This is a genomic window from Ruegeria sp. D3 (genome assembly GCF_056534465.1).
Genome location: NZ_JBQFPK010000006.1, coordinates 59479 through 80268 on the forward strand (window position 1 = coordinate 59479; position 20790 = coordinate 80268).

Consider the following 20790-nt stretch of genomic DNA (forward strand, 5'->3'; position numbering starts at 1 on the left):
TTCCCCTATTCCGCCGCCAGCTCACCCGCCGGAACCAGAACCGCGTTGCGGGTCTCGTATTCCAACCGGATGGTCTGGCCTGTGTGGTCCTCAAAGGATTGCCCGACATTGGGCAGGGACACTTTGATCTCTTTGCCACCCTCACCTTCGGTGAAGATGTTGAAGACGTTGCCCTCGAACTCCTCATGCTTCACACGCGCCGAGACACAGTGATCGCCCGGCGCATCGTCTGAGGCGATGGCAAAGGCTTCGGGCCGGACAAACATCATCGCCTCATCCCCTTCGCGCATCTTGCCCTGATTGGCGGTGGAAATCCGCGCCACCAGATCGCCGGTGCGATTGGTCGAGATCACCGCCTCGGTCCCCATGACCTGCTTGATCTTGCCCCGGAACACGTTGTTTTCCCCAACGAACGAGGCCGCAAAAGCCGTGTTTGGGTCATTGTAAATCGTCTTGCCGTCAGCAATCTGGTCGATCACACCCGCCCGCATCACGGCGATGTTGTCGGACATGGTCAGCGCCTCGCCTTGATCGTGGGTGATGTAAATAAAAGTAATCCCCACACGTTGCTGAATCTCGCGCAGTTCGGTGCGCATATGCTGGCGCAGCTTCAGGTCCAGCGCCGAGAGCGGCTCATCCAGCAGCAGCACGTCGGGCTCGGCGCACAGCGCCCGTGCGATAGCCACGCGTTGGCGCTGACCGCCAGACAATTCGCTGGGCAGCTTGTCGCCCTGCCCCGGCAGCGCGATCATATCCAGCAACTCATCCGCCCGCTTGCGCCGCTGCGCCGCGCTGGCGCCTTTGATCTCCATGGAAAAGGTGATGTTCTCCCAGACCTTCATCAGCGGAAACAGCGCGAGGTTCTGGAAGATCAGTGCAGTGGGCCGTTTGTTCGGGCCGATCCCGCGCATGTCGTTGCCACCGATCAGAACCTTGCCTTCGCTGGGATCAAGAAAGCCGGAAACAGCCCGCAAGATCGTCGTCTTGCCGCAGCCCGAGGGGCCAAGGAACGAAAAGAAATCCCCCCCGTTGATGTTCACATTAGCATCCCGCACGGCGACGAAATCGCCGAACCGAATCCACAGGTTTTCCAGATCTACACCGACCCCTGCACTCATTTTAGGTATCTCCGTCTGGTGCGGATGGGGACCACACCGATATTGGGTCCGTCACGCCAAAGCGCACGGATGGATGGCCCCCCGCGACATCGCGGAGGGCTTCGTTTCAAAGCGATCAGGCGCTTTTGAACTTGTTGACGAACTCAGTCCGGGTTTCGGCGTACCACGGTGCCTCAGCCGGCCACGGGTTGAGGTTGGCCAGCGAGTCGCCCGGATAAGCCTCGGCAAAGTTCTTCTTGTAGGTGTCGCCCGAATATTGATCGGCACCCAGAACGGGCGAGTTATAGCCGTGGCTGTCGATCGCCACACCAGCCGGCTTCGCCTGATAAGCAAAGTCGATGAAGGCGTAGATCTGATCGATATTCGTCGCACCGGTCGGAATCGACATACCGTCAACCCAGGCCATCGCACCCTCGACAGGGGCTTGGTAGTGTACAGGCTCGCCTGCCGATTTCAGCGCCAGCGGTGGGCCGTCCCAAGTCTGACCAACCACAACACCTTCGTTCAGCAGACCGTTTTTCTGAGTATCCGCGTCATTCCAGATCAGCTTGATCCGGTTCTTGCGCTCGATGCACCAGTCGGCGATCTGGCCCCAAACCTTGCGCATGGTGTCTTCGTCACCATAAGCGGCCCAGACCGAACCCGGCTCCATCTCACCCGAACGTTCCATGTAAAGACCTGCGCCCAGCATCATCGAATGCGCGCGACCCATGGTTTTGCCCGCGTTCTCCTCGGACCATACATCGCCATAAGACGGCGCATCGCCTTCGGGCAGCCATAGATCGGTGCGATAGGCAATGCCCTCGGTGCCCCAGATATGCGGCAGCCAATGCACGCCCGCATCGCCAAAGTTCCACGCATCCGTGCCAATTGCGGCCATCGCCGGGTTCACCAGATCAATCGGCACCTTGTTCATGTCGAAGGGCTGCAACAGCTCCAGCGGTTCCCACTGCAAGGACCGGTTGTTGGTGGGCGAGACGATGTCAAATCCCTGGCCTTTGGTGGCCTTCATCTTGTTGATGATCTCTTCGTTCGAACCAATACCAGTATAGTTGACCTTGATTCCGGTCAGGGTTTCAAACTCCTGCAGGAAGGACGGCGGCAGGTAGTCCGACCACATCAGGATGTTGATTTCACCCGACGAGGCCAGCGCGCTTTTGCTATAAAGCGGGGCAGCCAGCGCCGCCGCACCAGCGCCTTTCAGGACTGTCCGCCGGGACAGGGTCTTGAATTCAGTCATAGTTGTATCTCCCGTTTTCATTAGTTTTTTGTTTTTGTGTCTACACGCTAGACCTTTGCGAGACCTCTGTCAGTCCAAAAGTGACAGTTATCAGTTTTCATAGGTCCAGTTTGCGCTGCTCTCTTGCACGATCCTGTGCGCAATTCAGCAAATGCACGGCTCTGGCTTGAAAAACATCAAAATCGCAGAAACGTTAAAAATATGCCGCTTGATCCACATGCCGATAAATGAGGCAAAACGGAGCAGACCCGCTTACATGTCGAGTGAAGCAGGCAAAACCAGATATGAGATTGCTTTAGTGATTTCCAGAAGAATCAGGATGTTGCGCGCATGCTTTTGCCATCATGGAACAAGTGAACTTTCTCAGGGCTAGCCGAGACTCCGACTGTTTGCCCTCTTTTGCCGCGTTGAATCCCTTGCAATTTGGCAATGACGGCTTCGGCGCCTTTACGACTCTCGAAATACAGCAAAGTCACCTCGCCCAATGCTTCTGTGAAATCGACAACGCCTTCGAACGCAGGGTTTTCATCGGTGGGTACAAAGTCTTCGGGCCGGATGCCGACATTGACCTGCTTGCCAATGTCTTGCTCTTGGGTCGCGATACTGCTTGTAACCGTTCCGCCTGAATCCAGATCAACCACCGTCTCGGAACCAGTTTGCACGATGACACCTGGCAACAGGTTCATCGCCGGAGAGCCTATGAACTGCGCGACAAACTCATTGTCGGGTGTTTCATACAACTCCAACGGAGTACCAACCTGTGCGATACCCTTGTTGGCCAGAACAACAATCCGAGTGGCCAGTGTCATGGCCTCAACTTGATCGTGGGTCACGTAGATCATTGTGCTGTCGGGCATCGCCTCTTTCAGGCGCGCAATTTCAATGCGCGTCGCAACACGCAGGGCCGCGTCGAGGTTCGAAAGCGGTTCGTCGAACAGATAGACCTTGGGATCGCGCACAATGGCCCGCCCAATGGCAACCCGCTGACGCTGCCCCCCGGACAGAGCCTTGGGCAAACGGTCCAGAAACGGTTCAAGCTGAAGTATACGCGCGGCGCGTTCGACAGCGGCATCCACATCCGCCGCAGGCATTTTGGCGATCTTGAGGGCAAAGGCCATATTCTCGCGCACGGTCATGTGGGGATAAAGCGCATAGCTTTGGAACACCATCGCAATGCCGCGCTGCGCCGGGGGCACATCGTTCATCACCTGCCCTTCGATCTCAAGCGTCCCGCCCGAGATCTTCTCCAGCCCTGCAATCATACGTAGCAAGGTGGACTTACCGCAGCCCGAAGGGCCGACGAAAACGATCAGCTCGCCCCGGTCAATGTCCAGATTGATGTTCTTCAGAACATCCACATGACCATATGTCTTGGCCACGTCCGTGAGTTTGAGTTCAGACATAACCTACCCCTTGTCCCGCGCCAGCAGACAGAATTGCGCAGCGTCGAGGGACAATGCCCCTTCCCCGTCGACGCTGCCCAACTCCTCCCCGATTATGTGCCATTTTCCGTCCGGCAGAGTGACCTCAGCCGGGTACGAGCCCAGGTTGAAGGCGCAGAAAACCTGCTCGGTCGGCGCGTCGCGCAGAAAAGTCAGAACAGGACCGATTTGGGTCATCTGCATCTGCTCCCCAGACATCAGTGCCGAATGCGCATGCCGCAGCGCAATTGCGCGACGATAGTGGCGCAGCATCGAGTTCGGGTCCTGTTCCAGCCTGTCTACCGCGCGCTCGGCTTGCAGCGGGCTGACGGGCAGCCAAGGACGACCGGCGCTAAATCCCGATTGCTCGTCCTGCGCGGTCCAGACCATCGGCGTGCGGCATCCGTCGCGGCCTTTGAATTCTGGCCAGAACTCGATGCCGTAGGGATCTTGCAGGTCTTCGAATGCCACATCGGCCTCGGGCAGGCCCAGTTCCTCACCCTGATACAGGCAGGCAGAGCCGCGAAGGCACATCATCAGAACCGCGTGCTGTCGAACGGCCTCGTCGCTTAATCCCCAACGTGTCGCGTGTCGCTGAACGTCGTGGTTCGAGAAGGCCCAGCAAGGCCACGCATCACCGGCCTTGTCCTCTAACTGATCGAAAACCTGTTTGGCATAAGTCGCCGTCAGCGCGCGTTTTTCCAGAAACTCAAAGGCATAGCACATGTGCATCCGCTTATCGCCGGTGGTGTATTCGCCCATGATCTCAAGCCCGCGCTGCGCGTCGCCGACCTCTCCCAGACAGGCGCGGCCTTCATATTCATCAGTCAGCGCGCGCAGCCGTTCGAGGAAGGCGATATTCTCAGGCTGGCTTTTGGAGAAAAGGTGATCCTGATGGTTGTAGGGGTTCACCATCGGCGCAATCGAGGCGTTGCGTTGATCCATCGGCAGGCCGGGGTTGTCGCGCAGCTGCTTGTCGTGGAAGTAAAAGTTGATCGTGTCCAGCCGGAACCCATCTACGCCCAAATCCAGCCAGAACCTAGCCACATCCAACAAGGCATCCTGAACCGCTGGGCAATGGAAATTCAAGTCGGGCTGCGAAGTCAGGAAGTTGTGCAGATAATACTGCAACCGCCGCGAGTCCCACTGCCAGGCCGAGCCTCCGAAGATTGACAACCAGTTGTTTGGCGGCGTTCCGTCCGGTTTCGGGTCCGCCCAGACATACCAATCGGACTTTTCGTTTTCGCGGTTGGACCTGCTCTCACTGAACCACGGGTGCTGATCCGAGGTGTGCGACAATACAAGGTCAATCATCACTTTCAGCTCAAGCCCATGCGCCCGATCCAGAAGCTCTTTGAAATCAGCCATCGTTCCGAACATCGGATCGACATCGCGGTAATCGCTGACATCATAACCGAAATCCTTCATCGGAGATTTGAAGAACGGTGATATCCAGATCGCATCGACCCCAAGCGAGGCGATATAGCCCAGACGCTGAGTAATCCCTTTCAGGTCGCCAATTCCGTCGCCGTTGCTGTCCTGAAAGCTGCGGGGATAGATCTGATAGATCACACCGCCGCGCCACCAATCGGACGCTGCTTGGGTTACCTTGGTTGTGTCCACAGTGTTCTGCACGTTCATCAGAAGCCTCTATTTGACGGATCCGGCCAGCAAGCCCCGGACCAGATATTTTTGCATTGCGAAGAAAACGATCAGCGGTACGGCGATCGACACGAACGCCGCCGTGGCCAGAATTTCCCAGTTGCCGCCCCGCGTGCCCAGCAACTCGACAATTTGGTTGGTCATGACGGTGGTCTGACCCGACGCGTCGATCAAAAAGACCTTGGCGACCAGCAGATCATTCCAAGTCCACAGGAACTGGAAGATCGCGAAAGAGGCCAGCGCCGGGAAACTCAGTGGAAGGATCAGTTTGGTGAAGATCTGAAACTCGGTCGCTCCGTCGACCCGCGCGTTTTCGATAAGGTCTCGGGGAAGGCCAGCCATGTAGTTGCGCAGCAGGTAGATTGCCAGCGGCATCCCGAAGCCGGTATGGGCCATCCAAACCCCAAGATAGCCTTTCCCGATCCCGATATTGAGGTGGAATTTCAAAAGTGGGATCAGCGCCAGTTGCAACGGCACCACCAACAATCCAACTACGGCAGCAATCAGCAGGGCGCGGCCGGGGAAATCCATCCACGCCAACGCATAGGCCGCAAAGGCGGCCACCAAGATCGGAATGATCGTCGCAGGGATGGTCACAGTCAAAGTGTTGAAGAACGCCCGCCCCATGCTGTCAGAGGAATCTTCGGCCAACAAAACCTTGTGGTAATTGGCCAACGTGAACTCGGGCGGCAATTCTGCGGTCACGAACACACGGGCGCCCCGGCTGCCGGTAAATTCTTCCGAATTCTCCATCCGGTAGTTGCCTTGCGCGTCCACGGTAATCGTACCACCCCGGCGCAGCTCAGCAGTGTCACCCGGAACAAATGCGTCCACGGCCCGAGAGCTGACACCCCATTGAGAGATCGTAGCCGTTGTGCCCGCGTCAAACAGGTTGCCTTCGATCACGTAAACCCCGTTTTCCAGAACCTGTGTGTCCGGCGGGGCGGACCGCAAAGTCAGGTTCTGTTCGGACGGGAAAAGCGATTTCCACCAGCCGCTTGTGGCAATCTGATCAGCCGTGCGAAAAGACGAGATCAACAGCCCAAGTGTTGGCACAACCCAAAGCACGACCAGAAATATGACCGAGGCATGGACGACCCAGCGCAGCGCCGGTTTGGTTCCTGCAATATCGCTCATGGCCTCACTCCATCTCTTTGCGCGCGTTGCGCACGTTCCAGATCAGGATCGGAGTGACCAGCAGCATAATCACCATGGCCGAGGCCGACCCCACACCCCAGTCATTGGCGCGGAACAGCTTGTCATACATGTAGTTGGCGAGAACCTGTGTCTCCCACTGGCCGTTGGTCATGGCAAAGACGATGTCAAAGACCTTGAGCACGGTGATGGTGATCGTGGTCCAAACGACCAGAATGGTGGTCTTGATCTGCGGCACCTTGATACGGAAGAAAATCTGGAACGGGTTGGCGCCGTCCAGAATGGCGGCCTCGACGGTTTCTTCGGGGATGCCACGTAAGGCCGCGGACAGGATCACCATGGCAAAACCGGTTTGTATCCAGATCAGGACGACCATCAGGAAGAAACTGTTCCAGAACGGGATAGTCAGCCAAGTTTGCGGCGCGGTCCCGCCAAAGAAAATGTAAAGGGCGTTCAGCATCCCGATCTGATCCTGTTCGGCCGGCCGAGTGTCATAGACCAGCTTCCAGATCACCGATGCACCCACAAAAGAAATCGCCATCGGCATGAAGATCAGCGACTTGGCGATATTGCCCCAACGAATGCGGTCGGTCAGTTGCGCAACCAAAAGACCCAAAGCGGTGGACATCGCCGGCACGATGATCAACCAGAACATGTTGTTGCGCATGGCTTCCCAGAATTTGGGCTCATTCGCCATCTGGATGTAGTTTTCCAGGCCCACCCATTCATAGCCCCCACCGGGTACCCGATCCGTAAGGGACAAGCGCAGCGTTTCGACCACCGGATAGGCCAGATACAGGCCCAACGCCGCCAACGCCGGGAACAGGAACAGCCACGGGCGGATCATGTTGGCGCGGTTGATATTGCGCCCTGCATTCGGGCCGCGCGCCGGGAAAAGCACTTTGTCCAGAAATTGGTTGGAGAGGTAGAAATAGCCCACACACCCTGACACGCCGATGGCGATGGTCAGCAGGCCCTGTAATGCCGGATGCATGCCGCGTCTCCCTTGCGACGGTGGCAGGCAACCCGAACCAGCGGGTTGCCCGATCAGGAACGCTTAGTCCAGCGCGTCCCAGGAGGATTGGATTTCGTTGGCAACCTCTTCCGCCGAGGCCCCGCCAGCATAGTCGACCATGCCGGTCCAGAACGTCCCTGCGCCAACACCGCCGGGCATTAGGTCAGACCCGTCAAACCGGAAAGTGGTCGCACCCAGAAGGATGTCGTTCATCTTCTTCAACGTCGGGTCCGAGAACAGCGAGGTATCAACGCCCTTATGCGGTGTCAGGAACCCGGTCAATTGCATCCAGGTCTCGTGCGCTTCGGGGGTCTGCAGATACTCGATCAAAGCATGAGCGCCGGGGCTGTCATTGGTGATCGCCCAAAGCGTGCCCGCACCCAGAACCGGGCTGCCCAAGTCCTTGCTTTCATAGGCCGGGAAGTAGAAGAAATCCGCATCTTCACCCACGACCGTACCTTCCGGGAAGAATGCCGGGATGAACGAGGCCTGACGGTGCAGATAGCATTGCGGCGGAGAGCTGAACATGCCTTTGGGACTGTCGCGGAAATCGGTTGTGGCCACAGCCCCTGCCCCACCGGCGACATAGTCGTCATTGCGAGCGAAGGCTCCGAATTCCTCGATCGCCGCGATGACCTTTGGGTCATTGAACTTCATCTCATTTGCGACCCAGGCGTCATAGTCCGCGGGCGATTGTGTACGCAGCATCATGTCCTCAACCCAGTCGGTCGCGGGCCAGCCGGTCGCTCCACCAGACCCCAGACCGATACACCAAGGCGTCTCGCCATCTGCCACAATCTGGTCCGTCAGAGCTTTGAGTTCCTCCATCGTGGTCGGCACTTCGTACCCGGCGTCCTCGAAGTTCTCGGGAACATACCAGACCAGCGATTTCACATCGACCTTGTAGAAAAATCCGTAAAGATTGTCTGCGCCATCCGGGCCTGCGTAAGTCCCCAGATCGACCCAGGATTGGCCTGCAGCGTAATTGTCGCGAATCCAATCGGATGTGCCATCTGCCAAAGGCGTCAAGAATCCGGATTTGGCCATATCCGCTGCCAGACCGGGTTGCGGGAAAACCGCAACGTTAGGGGCAGATCCTGCTTCCGCGTCGATGCGGATCTGCTGTTCGAAACTGTCCGAGCCGACATAGGCGTACTCATGCCCGGTCGCGGCAGCGAAGCCGTCCAGCACCTTTTCGACATTTTCCTGATCCGGCCCCAACCAGGGGCCAAACACCGTGACCTTGTCGGCATGCGCCGCGCCCGCCATCAGGGCGAACGTTGCCGCGCCTGCGTAAAGCGAGTGTTTCATGAATTCTCCTCCCAACTCTGTCGCGCCCGTGAGACTCAATTTTCAAAGCGCTTTGAATGACGGGCTTTATCCGCTAACATTCAAGTTCTGTCAATATTGGGTTTGAAATTCGCCAAAAAATTAATAAAACACACGGTATGTAGAAACAGGTTGACCCAATAGGAAAACCGACTCACAACAGTTTTGCCACCAATTTGAAGGCGCTTTGAAGCTAAATGAACCTAAAGCAGCTCTCAGAAATCCTTGGTCTTTCGCAGACAACGGTCAGTCGCGCGCTGAACGGATACCCCGAGGTGAACGAAGCCACGCGAGAGCGGGTTCAGGCTGCGGCGACCAAACACGGCTACCGTCCGAACAGCCGCGCCAAAGGGCTGGCCACGGGGCGTTCTATGGTGATCGGGCATGTGATTCCCAGCTCAGCGCAACATGAAATGGTGAACCCGATCTTTGGGGATTTTGTAGCGGGGGCCGCTCGGACCTATGGCGCGCATGGCTATGACATGATGTTCACCAATGCCGACGATACCTCGATCGAACGCACCTATCGGGACTTGTTCCAACGCGGCGCTGTCGACGGGGTCGTTCTGCAAGGCCCCAAGGTCAACGAACACCGGATCGAGGTTTTGACCCGCATGGCGGTTCCGTTCATCGTCCATGGCCGCTCGACCGGGATCGAGGTGCCGTATGACTGGGTCGATGTGAACAACAAAAGCTCATTCCTGAGGGCGACCCGATTTCTGATTGATCTGGGGCATAGACGTATCGCGCTGATCAATGGGTTAGAGGATATGGATTTCGCCCAACGTCGCCGCGAAGGATATCTGCAGGCTCTGCAAGAAGCTGATCTGACGCCCGAACCCGCCCTGATGCGCAGCGCCGAGATGACCGAGGTTTACGGCCATCACGAAGCCCGCGACATGCTGCAACTGGATAACCCCCCGACGGCAATATTGGTCTCGTCAATGATTTCTGCCATTGGGGTGCGGCGCGCCTTGAATGAGGCTGGGCTGAAAATGGGTCGCGATGTATCGGTCATCGCGCATGATGACGACCTTTCCTATCTCAAGAATGGACAGGACGTACCGATCTTTACTGCAACGCGATCCTCGGTCAGGCAGGCTGGGGAGATCGCCGCCGAAATGCTGATTGACCGGATCAAAACACCGGACGACCCGGTTAAAACTAGATTGCTGGAGGCCGAACTGGTAGTTGGCGGCTCGACCGGCCCCGCTCCTGACAGGTTCTGAACATGAAATATACCCGTGCTGATTTCCCCAAAGACTTCCTCTTTGGTGTCGCAACCTCTGCCTATCAAATCGAAGGCCACGCGCAGGGTGGCGCAGGTCAGACCCATTGGGACACGTTTGCGAACACGCCCGGCAACGTGGTGCGCGGCGAAAACGGAGACCTCGCCTGCGATCACCTCAACCGTTTCGATCAGGACTTTGATCTGGTGCGCGAAGCGGGGTTTGATTGCTATCGCTTTTCAACCAGTTGGGCACGGGTTTTGCCAGAAGGACGCGGTCAGGTTAACGAAGCCGGGTTGGACTATTACGACCGGCTGACAGATGCGCTACTGGAACGCGGTATTCGCCCCTGTGCGACGCTCTATCATTGGGAACTGCCCTCGCCGCTGGCGGATTTGGGCGGGTGGCGAAACCGGGATATTGCCGGATGGTTCGCCGATTTCACCGAGGTCATCATGGGCCGCATCGGCGACAGGATGTTCAGTGTTGCCCCCATCAACGAACCCTGGTGCGTCAGCTGGCTGAGCCATTTCGACGGCCACCACGCTCCTGGCCTGCGCGATATCCGCGCGACGGCTCGCGCGATGCATCATGTTCTGCTGGCGCATGGCCGAGCGATCGAGGCGATGCGCGGTCTGGGCATGTCCAATCTGGGCGCGGTGTTCAATCTGGAATGGGCCGAACCCGCCGATGACAGCGCCGAGGCGCGTAAGGCGGCCGACTTGTATGACGGTATCTACAACCGGTTCTTTCTGGGCGGCGTGTTCGACAAAGCCTATCCGCAAAATGTTCTGGACGGGTTGGAACCCTATCTGCCAACCGGGTGGCAGGATGATTTCGACACGATCGGCGCGCCGGTCGACTGGTGCGGGCTGAACTACTACACCCGCAAACTGATCGCGCCCGCCGACACCGCCTGGCCCAGCCTGCAAGAGGTCCCTGGCCCCCTGCCCAAAACTCAAATGGGGTGGGAGATTGAGCCTTCTGCCCTGACACGTTTCCTTACCCGGGCCGCTCGAGAATATACCGGCGATCTGCCGATCTATGTGACCGAAAATGGCATGGCCAGCTCTGAGCGCCAGCAGGATGAGGACCGGATCGACTACCTCAACCAGCATTGGGCCGCTGTGAAAGACGCGTTGGATCAGGATGTGCCCGTCAAAGGCTATTTTATCTGGTCGCTGCTGGACAACTACGAATGGGCCCTTGGCTACGAGAAGCGCTTTGGTCTGGTTGATGTGGATTTCGATACGATGGAGCGGACACCCAAAGCGTCCTTTGAGGCGGTGAAAACTGCCCTCGCCGGTGCACAAGTCTCTGTCCCCCTGGCACAACCCGCCGGAGCCATGCATGAACACTGGAATCTGGTTGCCGATATCGGCGGGACCAACACCCGGTTGGGAGTTATCTCAAACGGGAAACTCACCGACCTGCGCAAATACCCAACGGGTCAGCTGCCGCAACTGCTTGAGGCGTTTCACAGCCTGCGCGACGAGATTGGCACCGATCCACGCGCTGTTGTCGCCGCGGGGGCGGGCCCGGTGCGAGATGGTACGATCCGACTGACCAACGCGCAGCTTGATTTGTCTGAGGACGACATCGGTCGTGCGACCGGCGCGCAGCATACCTTCGTGATCAATGACTTCACCGCAGCGGCGTGGTCTGTGGCCGAAATCGGTGCCGGTGACGTCGAAGTGTTGCAGGGTGCGGAAACCCCACCGGTCGGCACCCGTTTGGTCGTTGGGCCGGGCACCGGCCTCGGGGTTGGGTCGCTGCTCTATTCCGAGGGGCACTATCATACGGCATCTGGCGAAGGCGGCCATGTAGGCCTGTCACCGCGCCACGCTGACGAGGTTGAAGTATTTCGCGCCGCCCGCGAGGTCGCGACCGAGTGTTTCTTTGACGACTCGCTGACCCTTGAAGCCGAGATGTTCCTGAGCGGCACCGGCCTGCCCATCCTCTACCAAGCCATCCAACTCGCGGCCGGTCAAACCAACGCAGAAACCCGTCCTGCAAAGGATATCCTGCAAGACGCGCAGGCTCAAACAGACCCTCATGCGGTACGCGCGGCCCATATGTTTACCACACACTTGGGGGCCGTCATGGGCGATATGGCTGTGACCATGATGCCTGCGGGCGGTGTTTTTCTGGTAGGCGGCGTGGCTGAAAAGAACCGTTGGTTGTTCAAGGACGCCTTCCGAGACGCCTTCAACGCAGGGGGGCGGTTTAGTGAATTGCGCCGGTCGATGAACCTTTATGTCTCGGAACAGGATGAATTTGGCATTGTTGGCGCTAACAATTTCTGCAAAAGTGCGCTCGCGCGTCGGATGGCCTGACGCGGCCAAACTGGAAAGGTCCCGGCATGATCCTGTGCTGCGGTGAAGCGCTGATCGACATGATCCCTACCCCAACCACCGACGGGGCACAGGGCTTTGTCCCCCATTCAGGCGGAGCGATCTTCAATACCGCCATCGCGTTGGGTCGTTTGGGCGCATCGGTCGGAATGCTCACTGGTTTGTCCCGCGATATGTTCGGCGATCAGCTTGTCGACGCCCTAACCAACAGCCACGTAGATCAGACGCATGTCATTCGCTCGGATCGTCCAACGACTTTGGCATTCGTACAGTTGAAAAACGGCCACGCGACCTACTCGTTTAACGACGAAAACACAGCGGGCCGAATGCTGATGCCCAAAGACATGCCGCCGCAGTTGGCCGGTGTTACGGCCCTTTATTTTGGCGGGATAAGTCTTGCTTGCGAACCCTGCGCTGATGCCTACGCTTCAGTTCTGGAGCAGCATGGTTCTAACCGCGCCGTTATGCTGGACCCTAATATCAGGCCGGGCTTCATCAAGGATGAGTCACGGTATCGAACGCGGTTGAACCGGATGATATCGCAGTCGGATATTGTAAAAGTATCGGACGAGGATCTTGATTGGATTCTTCCCGGACAAAAAGGTACCGCTGACAAAGCCCGGCGATTGCTACAAGACGGACCTACCGCCTTGATTGTAACGAAAGGCAGCGATGGGGCTTCGGGCTATTTGGCAGACGGAACAGAAATATCGACACCCTCCAACCCGGTAGAAGTTGTCGATACGGTCGGCGCTGGCGACACGTTCAATGCGGGCGTTCTTGCAGAGTTGCAGAAATCCGGTCACTTGACCAAGTCAGCCGTACGCCATCTCACAACTGATACGCTAGGCGCGGCCCTCATCAAAGGGGCACAGGTTGCTGCGATCACCGTATCACGCGCCGGAGCAAACCCACCATGGGCGCATGAGCTTTGAGCTGAAGAGGCACAGATGAAACGATCTGAAATTAATTCCATCAAATCCGAAGCAGAGGCATTCATTCACTCTTTCGGGGCTGTATTGCCTCCGTTCGCCACGTGGTCGCCTGACCGTATGCGCAGCGATGATGCGCAAGGGATTCGAGACCGTAGTTTGGGCTGGGATATCACCGATTACGGGCAAGGCCGGTTTGATGAGCTGGGATTATTCCTTTTCACCTTGCGCAACGGCGACGTGACCGATCTGAATAAAGGCCGGGGGATGCTCTATGCCGAAAAGCTGTTGGTGTCTCGCGACAAACAGCTTTCGCCGATGCATCGCCACATCATCAAGGCCGAAGACATCATCAACCGCGGCGGCGGCGATCTTGTGATGGAGATTTATGCGTCGGACCCGGATGGCAGTATTGACCGTGACAACCCTGTCGTCGTCCCCAGCGACAGTTGTCCTGTAACCATCAAACCCGGAGAGCTATTGCGCCTGCAACCTGGAGAAAGCGTTACGCTAATGCCCGGGATATGGCACGCCTTCTGGGCGGAAAAGGGCGACTGCTTGATCGGCGAGGTCTCCACAGTTAACGACGACCGCACGGACAATGTATTCGAAGACCCTATCCCGCGTTTTGCAACGATCGAAGAAGATGTTGCGCCTGACTTCTTGCTGGTATCGGACTACTAGCCACATAAGTCCGTTTTACTAAACGGAAAAACTCGGTATCATTCTCAGGCGCACTGCAAAGCTGTGATAGTATGTCAGCGGTGAAAGGGCCCGAGGATGGTAACAAAAGCCGAGTTGGAAGCAGAAGTTGCGGAGCTCCGTCGACAACTGGAAGATAGGTCCCAGACTGAAAACCCTGCCAAAAGCGAAAGCGTAACCGAACAGATTTCGGACACACTGGATCAATGGACCTCGCAGATTGACGAGGTGCTGACGGAATTTGAGGATATCCCTCATAAGAAATCGATTATGTTTGCCATCGGAATCTTCGCGGTTGGCTACCTGATGGGCCGTTCCCGGTAGGAGACCACGCATGAGCCGCATTTCCCGAAATATTTCGATCATCCTGCGCGCCGAACGCCTGATTGCGCAACGGCAGGTTGCTGTCGCAGCGAAACGAACCGGCATCTACGCCGCGGCAGGATTTGCCATCGGTCTGGCTGTAGTGATGCTGAACATAGCCGGTTTCTTCTGGCTTTCGGCGACGCTGACCAAACCTGTGGCTGCTCTTATTCTGGCCGGGCTCAATCTGGTACTCGCCGTCTTGCTGGCATTGATCGCGAACTCGATGACTGCGTCGACGGATACAACCGCAGCCGTCGAGCTGCGCGATATGGCCCTGCAAGACATTGAGGTTGAAATAAAAGAAAACCTAACCGAAGCGCGAAATGTTGTCTCGGGCGTCCGGCGCGATCCAATAGGCGCGCTGACGCCAGAAATCGTCAGTGCGCTGTTGGGTTCCGCGCTCAAGTACGCGCGGAACCGCAAAACGAAAGCAGATTGATTACATCATCGCTGCAGCGGCCCGCGCGATCACCATCTCTTCATTCGTTGGGATCGACAGAATTCGGACTCGGCTGAAATCGGTCGACAGAACTGTACCGCCATCTGCATTGCGTGCGTGGTCCATATCAATTCCGATCCACCGCATCCCATCACATACCATTTGCCGAATTGGGGCTGAGTTTTCGCCAACACCACCGGTAAAGACCAGTGCATCAATCCCCTCCAGCGCGGCCGACAACGCGCCCAACTCCCGACGGATGCGGAACACGTAATAGTCAATGGCTTTGTGCGCATCGGGCGTATCCGCGGCCAACAGAGTCCGCATGTCCGAAGAAATACCTGAAAGACCCAAAAGTCCTGACTTGCGATATAGGACTTCGGCGATTTCATCGGCAGACAGGCCATCTTGCTGCATCATGTAAAGCACAACACCGGGGTCCAGTTGCCCGCTGCGCGTCCCCATAGGCAAACCATCCAACGCCGAGAACCCCATAGTCGATGCAATGGCACGCCCTCCGGACACCGCGCACATCGAAGCACCGTTGCCCAAATGCGCGATAACCACCCGGCCATCGTAAAGACCCGGTGCGATCTCTTTCAGCTTTTGTGTAATGTAGTCATAGCTAAGTCCGTGAAAGCCGTACCGACGCACACCTTTGTCATAATAGCTTTGCGGCAGCGCGAAGGTGTCATTGACCCACGGGTGCGTACGATGGAAGGCGGTATCGAAACAAGCGACCTGCGTCGTGTTGGGGAAAGCCGCGCTGGCGGCACGAATACCCGCAAGGCTGTATGGTTGGTGCAGCGGCGCAAAGGGGATAAAGCTGCTGAGAGTATCAATAACAGCGTCGTCGATGCGAACAGGCTCGGAATATACGGTGCCCCCATGCACCACGCGATGCCCGATCGCACGGACCTGAATGTCAGGCAGATATTCCTGCGCCAGTTCCAGAAACGCATGGATTGCTTCGTCATGGTTTTTGGTATTGCTCAAAGGCCGGTCTATCGACCGCCCACCAGCGGATTGCGCCAGCAGACGCGGCGCGTCGCCCAAGCGTTCAATCTGTCCACGCCACCGCGTACTGGGGCGATTGTCATCCACCAGTTCATACAGCGCAAACTTGAGCGAAGAGGAGCCGGCGTTCAACGCCAGAACATGGTTAGCCATGGATTTTGCCTTTGGTTGCATTGGCGTGCAGCGCTGCCACTGCACAAGATGCCAGGCGCGACTCGTCGTCGTCTGACCGGGACGTCAGGATAATGGGCGCTGCCGCCCCTAGAACAATGCCGGCGGCCTCGGCATGAGAGATAAAAGTAAGCTGTTTCGCCACCATATTTCCGGCCTCGATATTCGGAGCGACCAGAATATCCGCAGCGCCGCCGACCTCGGACGTAATACCTTTGGTCCGTGCCGCGTTCAGGTCAACCGCGTTGTCCATCGCCAGAGGGCCGTCGACCAGACCACCTGTGATCTGACCCCGTTCGGCCATCTTGGACAGCAGCGCTGCGTCTACTGATGAGGGCATATGAGGATTTATCGTTTCAACCGCCGACAACACCCCAACTTTCGGGGTTTCGATCCCTATCGAGTGCGCCAGATGAATTGCGTTCTGGACGATATCCGCCTTGGTCTCGAGGTCAGGCGCGATATTGACTGCGGCATCCGTTACCATGATCGGCCGCGACATGCCCGGTACGTCCATAACGAATACATGCGACAGTCGCCGCCCGGTCCGCAGCCCCTTTTCCCGACGCAGAACCGCGTGCAACAGCTCATCTGTATGTAGATACCCCTTCATCAAGGTTTCCGCCTTTCCTTCGACCACCAGGTCTACTGCCTTATGCGCAGCTAACCCATGGCTGGCGGTTTCAACGATCTCGATACCTGTCAAATCGGCACCCAGTTCGGCTGCAGCGGCTTCGATCTTGCCTCGGTTCCCCACAAGTATGGGCGTGATGATGTTGTTAGCATGGCCCAGCAAGGCACCGCCAAGCGAATTGGCATCCTCGGGGGCGACAACCGCTGTTGGCATCGGATCAAGCGGGCGCGCCTTTTCCAACAGCGCGTCGAAATGGCGATGGCGCTGAACAACAAGACCCGGAACTTCGACCGAATCGAACTCCATGTGTTGGGCGGGTGGCGTTACCTGAACACTTCCGCTGAGGACCAGAATATTGTCCCCAACGCGGTGCACTTCGGTTGTGCAGATCAGATCGCCGTCTTCCAGCTTTTCCGCGACAGTAACAAAGGCCGTCAGCTCATCCCCTGCCAAGACCGGAACATGAAAGCTCAGATCTGCACGTCGGGTCTGCGTCCCTGCGCCCGGCAGAATATTTCCCAACACCGCCGCCACCAGGCCCGCAGGCCACAACGCAGGTGCGACCGCTTCGGGCCGACCGTCGCCATCGCCATCATAAGCCGCCAGATGCAACGGATTATGATCACCTGATGCCGAGGCAAACGCGTACAGGTCGTCGACTGTACACAGTCGGGTCAATTGCGCCTCATCGCCAACTTCCAGTTGCGAAAACGTTCGATTTTCGAGGATTTTCATTCTGTATCAACTCTGCTTGATTTCAGCAGGCCGCTTTGCTGGTCTGCGAGTCTTTGATGTCCGAAGTGCCGCTGTCTTAGGCTCTGGCGCAGGCAGGTCAAGCACTTGTCGCAAGTCTCGAACCATAGCTATCAGCTCGGTTGTAGGTTGCGGAATATCTCCAACAATCCTCTCGATCAGATCAACGGCTTTGCTGCGCTCTTCCTCGGCGGGTAATAGATCAGACAAACTGTCGAGGGCGCCTTGTTCGTCAAACGTCGTTATGATCGTCTGTTCGTGCAAAAGGCGGCGACGCTGTTCAACTGTCAGGTCTTTGAACGGATCCTCGTGTTTAAACACATGAGCCCAACGATCCAATATTTCCGAGCGAAAACTTTGATTGCTGTAGGCCAGCAGGATCAACATGCGGACGACAGCTTCGGCGACGCCCCCTTGTTTCATATGGGCCAAAGCGGCCTGCACTTCGGGAAGGGCCTTCAGTCCTTCAGGGTCTGGCAAGGTTCGATGGGCCGCATTTTTTCGCCCAAACCACGTCGCCACCGGGCCGCCCCACATTGAAAAGAACGCGGCTTCGTACCAGGCATCGCGCAGGTCCCGGCCCAAGTCCATCATCTGCTCGATCCAGTCCCCTGTCAGTTTCTCCAATTGCAAAAAGGGATTGTCCTGCGCAGCAACCAAGCGGTTTTCCTTGGCCAAGTCAGCGGCCATTTTCACGGGCAACATCGCAGGCTGAGCGGAAGACGCCAACGCACGTTGCTGCCGCAAAGGATGAAGATCTTGCAAAGCCTGACCCGTGGTCGGCGTAACCGCAGATTGCACGAAAGGGCGGCCAAAGGTTTCGTAGATATTTGCCTGAGTTTCCGACATATGCGCTACAGCAGCAAAACAGGTCTCGTCCTGCTGCCCGTCATCCAGCGCTGCCACATCTTTCAGTGTCCGCTCCAAAAAGCGGACTTCGAATTTCTTGTCGAGCCCCTCGCCCTCGACGTTTTCGATCTTCATCTCATAAAGCCCCGGCGCCATGGCTTCGACCGTTTCAAGGGTCGAGGCAAGCTCGGTATGCTCTTTCCGCGCGACTTTGGACGATACGAAAATACCCAGATGCCCGACTTCGTCGTGCAACATGTAAACGATCCGCTGACCGCGCAGGCGGATTTCTTCTTCGTCGGTATAGGTTGCGGCAATCCAGTTCAGCGCCTGTTGAGGCGGTGTGATATTGTCACCCTGGCTGGCGAAAACAAATATCGGGCCCTTCACTGCCTTGATGTCGATTGGCACACCGGGCTCCAGCTGCGCCGTGTTCTTGACCAAACGATTGCCCACAAACAGCTGCTCGACGATCCAGTGGATTTCGGCTTCGTTCAAAATGAAGTAACCACCCCACCAGCGTTCAAAGTCCAGAAACCGCTGGCGGCCGCCTTCGGGATCACGATAGAGATCAAAGTACTTTCCAAAGTAATTCCGGCTGGGGTTCAGCTGTTCGAAACTCATCACCAGATTGGCACCGTCAAACTTGCCAGCACCCAGATCGGACCAAAACATCGGCTGCCATGTGCCGCCCAGAACTCCGGCATTGTACCGCATCGGGTTTTCCCCGACTTCGCCTGACCAAGGGGCAATCGGCGCTCCGTTCAGCACAAGCGGGCCCGTCAAATCGGGGTTGCAGGCCGCCATGATCAACGTGGCCCAACCGCCCTGACAGTTACCCGTGACAACAGGTTGAGGACTGTTGGGATGGCGGGCGTTTACCGTTCTGACAAATCCAGCCTCGGCATGCATGACGTCGGCGAGGGTCTGGCCCGGCACCGGGTCACGACCAAAGCTGACAAAATAAACCGGGTGCCCCTTGGATAGCGCTACCCCGACCTGACTGTCGGTTTTAAATCCGCCTATACCACCACCGTGGCCCGCCCTTGGATCAATGATCACATACGGGCGTTTGGTGTTGTCGATTTTGACACCTTCAGGCGGCACGATCTGCAACAGCTGATAGTTGCAAGGCCGCTTGAGCTGCGCGCCATCCACCACAACTTCGTAATCGTAAACCAATACGGGTGGGCACCCAGCAGCTTCGTGTTCAAGGAAAATATCGCCGCGCTCACGCAGCACATCCATTGTCAAAGCGACCCGCTGGCTTGCGTCCTTCAGGTAATCCGCCCAATCCTTCGCAATGAACGATGAGCCAGCAATTCGCGCAGACGCGTCTGCAAGGCCCTGAAGCAGGTTTCGCGTACGCTCGGAGTGATCCGTCGCGATTTTACTGGATTGCAACGCAGCTGATTTTGACAACAAGTTCCATTTGACCTGCGATTGTTCCAGCGCATTTTCAACGGCACTATAGGTTCTGTCATTTGCGACGGCTGCATCGCGGGCCATATCGGACCCGAACTGCAGAGACTTGGAATGTGTATGCGGTATCATGAGGGCATCCTTTAACCGACGATACTGTATCCGCCGTCGATGGGATGGACCCCACCGGTGACGTTGAATGCTTCGCGACTGGCAAGAAAAGCGGCATAGGCACCAACATCCTCGATCGTCGCCAAATGGTGCGTGGGTGCTCGGGCGGCGGCATCTGACAGCAGGGCATCGAATTCAGCCAGCCCAGAGGCAGCCCGTGTTTGTAACGGGCCAGGCGACAATGCGTGAACCGAGATACCCTTTGGCCCCAGCTCCGCAGCAGCATATCGAACAGCAGCTTCAAGCGCCGCTTTGACCGGGCCCATGATACTGTAATTTTCAACGACCCGGCTGGCACCCAGAAACGAGACCGTCATGCAGGTGCCGCCACGATCCATCAATGGTTCTGACAGACGGATCATACGCAAAAAAGAATGGACCGAGATATCCATGGCCAATGCAAACCCCTCGGCCGAGCTGTCCACAACGCGACCATGCAAATCATCACGCGGAGCAAACGCGATCGAATGCACCAGTGTATCCAGCCGACCCCACCGCGCGCCAATCTCATCAAACAGCGCCTGCGTCTGGTCTGGTTTTCGGACATCCAGCGGCATAACGATTTTTGCCCCGACCTGATCCGCGAGGCCTCGCACATGCAGTTCGGCCTTGTCATTGAGATAGGTCAATGCGACCTCGGCCCCCTGCGCATGCAGGGCGCGGGCACAACCCCAGGCAATCGACTGATCATTGGCCACGCCAATAACCAGCGCTTTCGTTCCATCCAGGCGGAACATGGTGCCGATCCTCTCGTTTTTTCTGCGCTGCAGCATAGGCGATTCCACCCAAAACCACAAAGTTTACGCTACGG

17 protein-coding genes and 1 pseudogene are annotated in these 20790 nt (G+C 57.2%); 7 read left to right on the plus strand and 11 right to left on the minus strand.

All coding sequences use genetic code 11. The features are described 5' to 3' along the window. Positions 1–5 precede the first annotated feature (5 nt). The 7 genes from ACR0DX_RS10445 to ACR0DX_RS10475 all read right to left on the minus strand — a co-directional run bounded on the left by ACR0DX_RS10445 (position 6) and on the right by ACR0DX_RS10475 (position 8922). The gene (locus ACR0DX_RS10445) at positions 6–1118 is read right to left on the minus strand and encodes an ABC transporter ATP-binding protein (protein ID WP_170355123.1); all 1113 of its coding nucleotides are present in this window, start codon (positions 1116–1118) and stop codon (positions 6–8) included. 115 nt (positions 1119–1233) lie between these two features. Next, a complete protein-coding gene (locus ACR0DX_RS10450; protein WP_170355124.1) occupies positions 1234–2358 on the minus strand; it encodes an extracellular solute-binding protein in 1125 nt (374 codons plus the stop codon). Positions 2359–2672: 314 nt separating this feature from the next. After that, positions 2673–3761, minus strand: coding sequence for an ABC transporter ATP-binding protein (locus ACR0DX_RS10455; protein ID WP_170355125.1), 1089 nt, complete (start codon positions 3759–3761; stop codon positions 2673–2675). A gap of 3 nt (positions 3762–3764) precedes the next feature. Beyond that, the gene (locus ACR0DX_RS10460; RefSeq protein WP_170355126.1) at positions 3765–5420 is read right to left on the minus strand and encodes an alpha-glucosidase; all 1656 of its coding nucleotides are present in this window, start codon (positions 5418–5420) and stop codon (positions 3765–3767) included. A gap of 9 nt (positions 5421–5429) precedes the next feature. Next, positions 5430–6578 carry a carbohydrate ABC transporter permease gene (locus ACR0DX_RS10465; protein WP_170355127.1) on the minus strand — a complete coding sequence of 383 codons (1149 nt, stop codon included), beginning with the start codon at positions 6576–6578 and terminating at the stop codon, positions 5430–5432. A gap of 4 nt (positions 6579–6582) precedes the next feature. Continuing rightward, positions 6583–7590 carry a carbohydrate ABC transporter permease gene (locus ACR0DX_RS10470; protein WP_480846053.1) on the minus strand — a complete coding sequence of 336 codons (1008 nt, stop codon included), beginning with the start codon at positions 7588–7590 and terminating at the stop codon, positions 6583–6585. A 63-nt stretch (positions 7591–7653) separates the two neighbouring features. After that, entirely contained in the window at positions 7654–8922 is a 1269-nt protein-coding gene (locus ACR0DX_RS10475; RefSeq protein ID WP_170355129.1) for an ABC transporter substrate-binding protein, read from the minus strand. Between the two features lie 215 nt (positions 8923–9137). Here ACR0DX_RS10475 and ACR0DX_RS10480 point away from each other — a divergent pair, with 215 nt between their 5' ends. From ACR0DX_RS10480 to ACR0DX_RS10510, 7 genes and pseudogenes are all read left to right on the plus strand, one after another. Beyond that, positions 9138–10169, plus strand: a complete 1032-nt coding sequence (locus tag ACR0DX_RS10480) for a substrate-binding domain-containing protein (RefSeq protein WP_170355130.1) — start codon at positions 9138–9140, stop codon at positions 10167–10169. Positions 10170–10171: 2 nt separating this feature from the next. Further along, positions 10172–11473: pseudogene (locus tag ACR0DX_RS10485) on the plus strand (GH1 family beta-glucosidase); the annotation flags it as partial. A gap of 42 nt (positions 11474–11515) precedes the next feature. After that, a complete protein-coding gene (locus ACR0DX_RS10490; protein ID WP_480846169.1) occupies positions 11516–12505 on the plus strand; it encodes a glucokinase in 990 nt (329 codons plus the stop codon). Between the two features lie 26 nt (positions 12506–12531). Continuing rightward, positions 12532–13458 carry a carbohydrate kinase family protein gene (locus ACR0DX_RS10495; protein WP_170355132.1) on the plus strand — a complete coding sequence of 309 codons (927 nt, stop codon included), beginning with the start codon at positions 12532–12534 and terminating at the stop codon, positions 13456–13458. Between the two features lie 15 nt (positions 13459–13473). Then, positions 13474–14139 (plus strand): D-lyxose/D-mannose family sugar isomerase, encoded by a 666-nt coding sequence (locus tag ACR0DX_RS10500; RefSeq protein ID WP_170355133.1) that lies wholly within the window; start codon positions 13474–13476, stop codon positions 14137–14139. Positions 14140–14235: 96 nt separating this feature from the next. Then, positions 14236–14481, plus strand: a complete 246-nt coding sequence (locus tag ACR0DX_RS10505; RefSeq protein WP_170355134.1) for a hypothetical protein — start codon at positions 14236–14238, stop codon at positions 14479–14481. A 10-nt stretch (positions 14482–14491) separates the two neighbouring features. Then, a complete protein-coding gene (locus tag ACR0DX_RS10510) occupies positions 14492–14962 on the plus strand; it encodes a phage holin family protein (protein ID WP_170355135.1) in 471 nt (156 codons plus the stop codon). Here the strand turns inward: ACR0DX_RS10510 and ACR0DX_RS10515 are convergent, their stop codons facing one another. The 4 genes from ACR0DX_RS10515 to fabI are packed head-to-tail and all read right to left on the minus strand — an operon-like array spanning position 14963 to position 20716. Then, positions 14963–16132, minus strand: coding sequence for an acetate/propionate family kinase (locus ACR0DX_RS10515; RefSeq protein ID WP_170355136.1), 1170 nt, complete (start codon positions 16130–16132; stop codon positions 14963–14965). Then, positions 16125–17519 (minus strand): bifunctional enoyl-CoA hydratase/phosphate acetyltransferase, encoded by a 1395-nt coding sequence (locus ACR0DX_RS10520; RefSeq protein ID WP_170355137.1) that lies wholly within the window; start codon positions 17517–17519, stop codon positions 16125–16127. The genes ACR0DX_RS10515 and ACR0DX_RS10520 overlap by 8 nt, the downstream gene beginning before the upstream one ends. A 6-nt stretch (positions 17520–17525) precedes the next feature. Next, the gene (locus ACR0DX_RS10525) at positions 17526–19940 is read right to left on the minus strand and encodes a DUF3141 domain-containing protein (protein ID WP_170355138.1); all 2415 of its coding nucleotides are present in this window, start codon (positions 19938–19940) and stop codon (positions 17526–17528) included. A gap of 11 nt (positions 19941–19951) precedes the next feature. Continuing rightward, entirely contained in the window at positions 19952–20716 is a 765-nt protein-coding gene (gene fabI, locus ACR0DX_RS10530; protein ID WP_170355139.1) for an enoyl-ACP reductase FabI, read from the minus strand. Positions 20717–20790 lie beyond the last annotated feature (74 nt).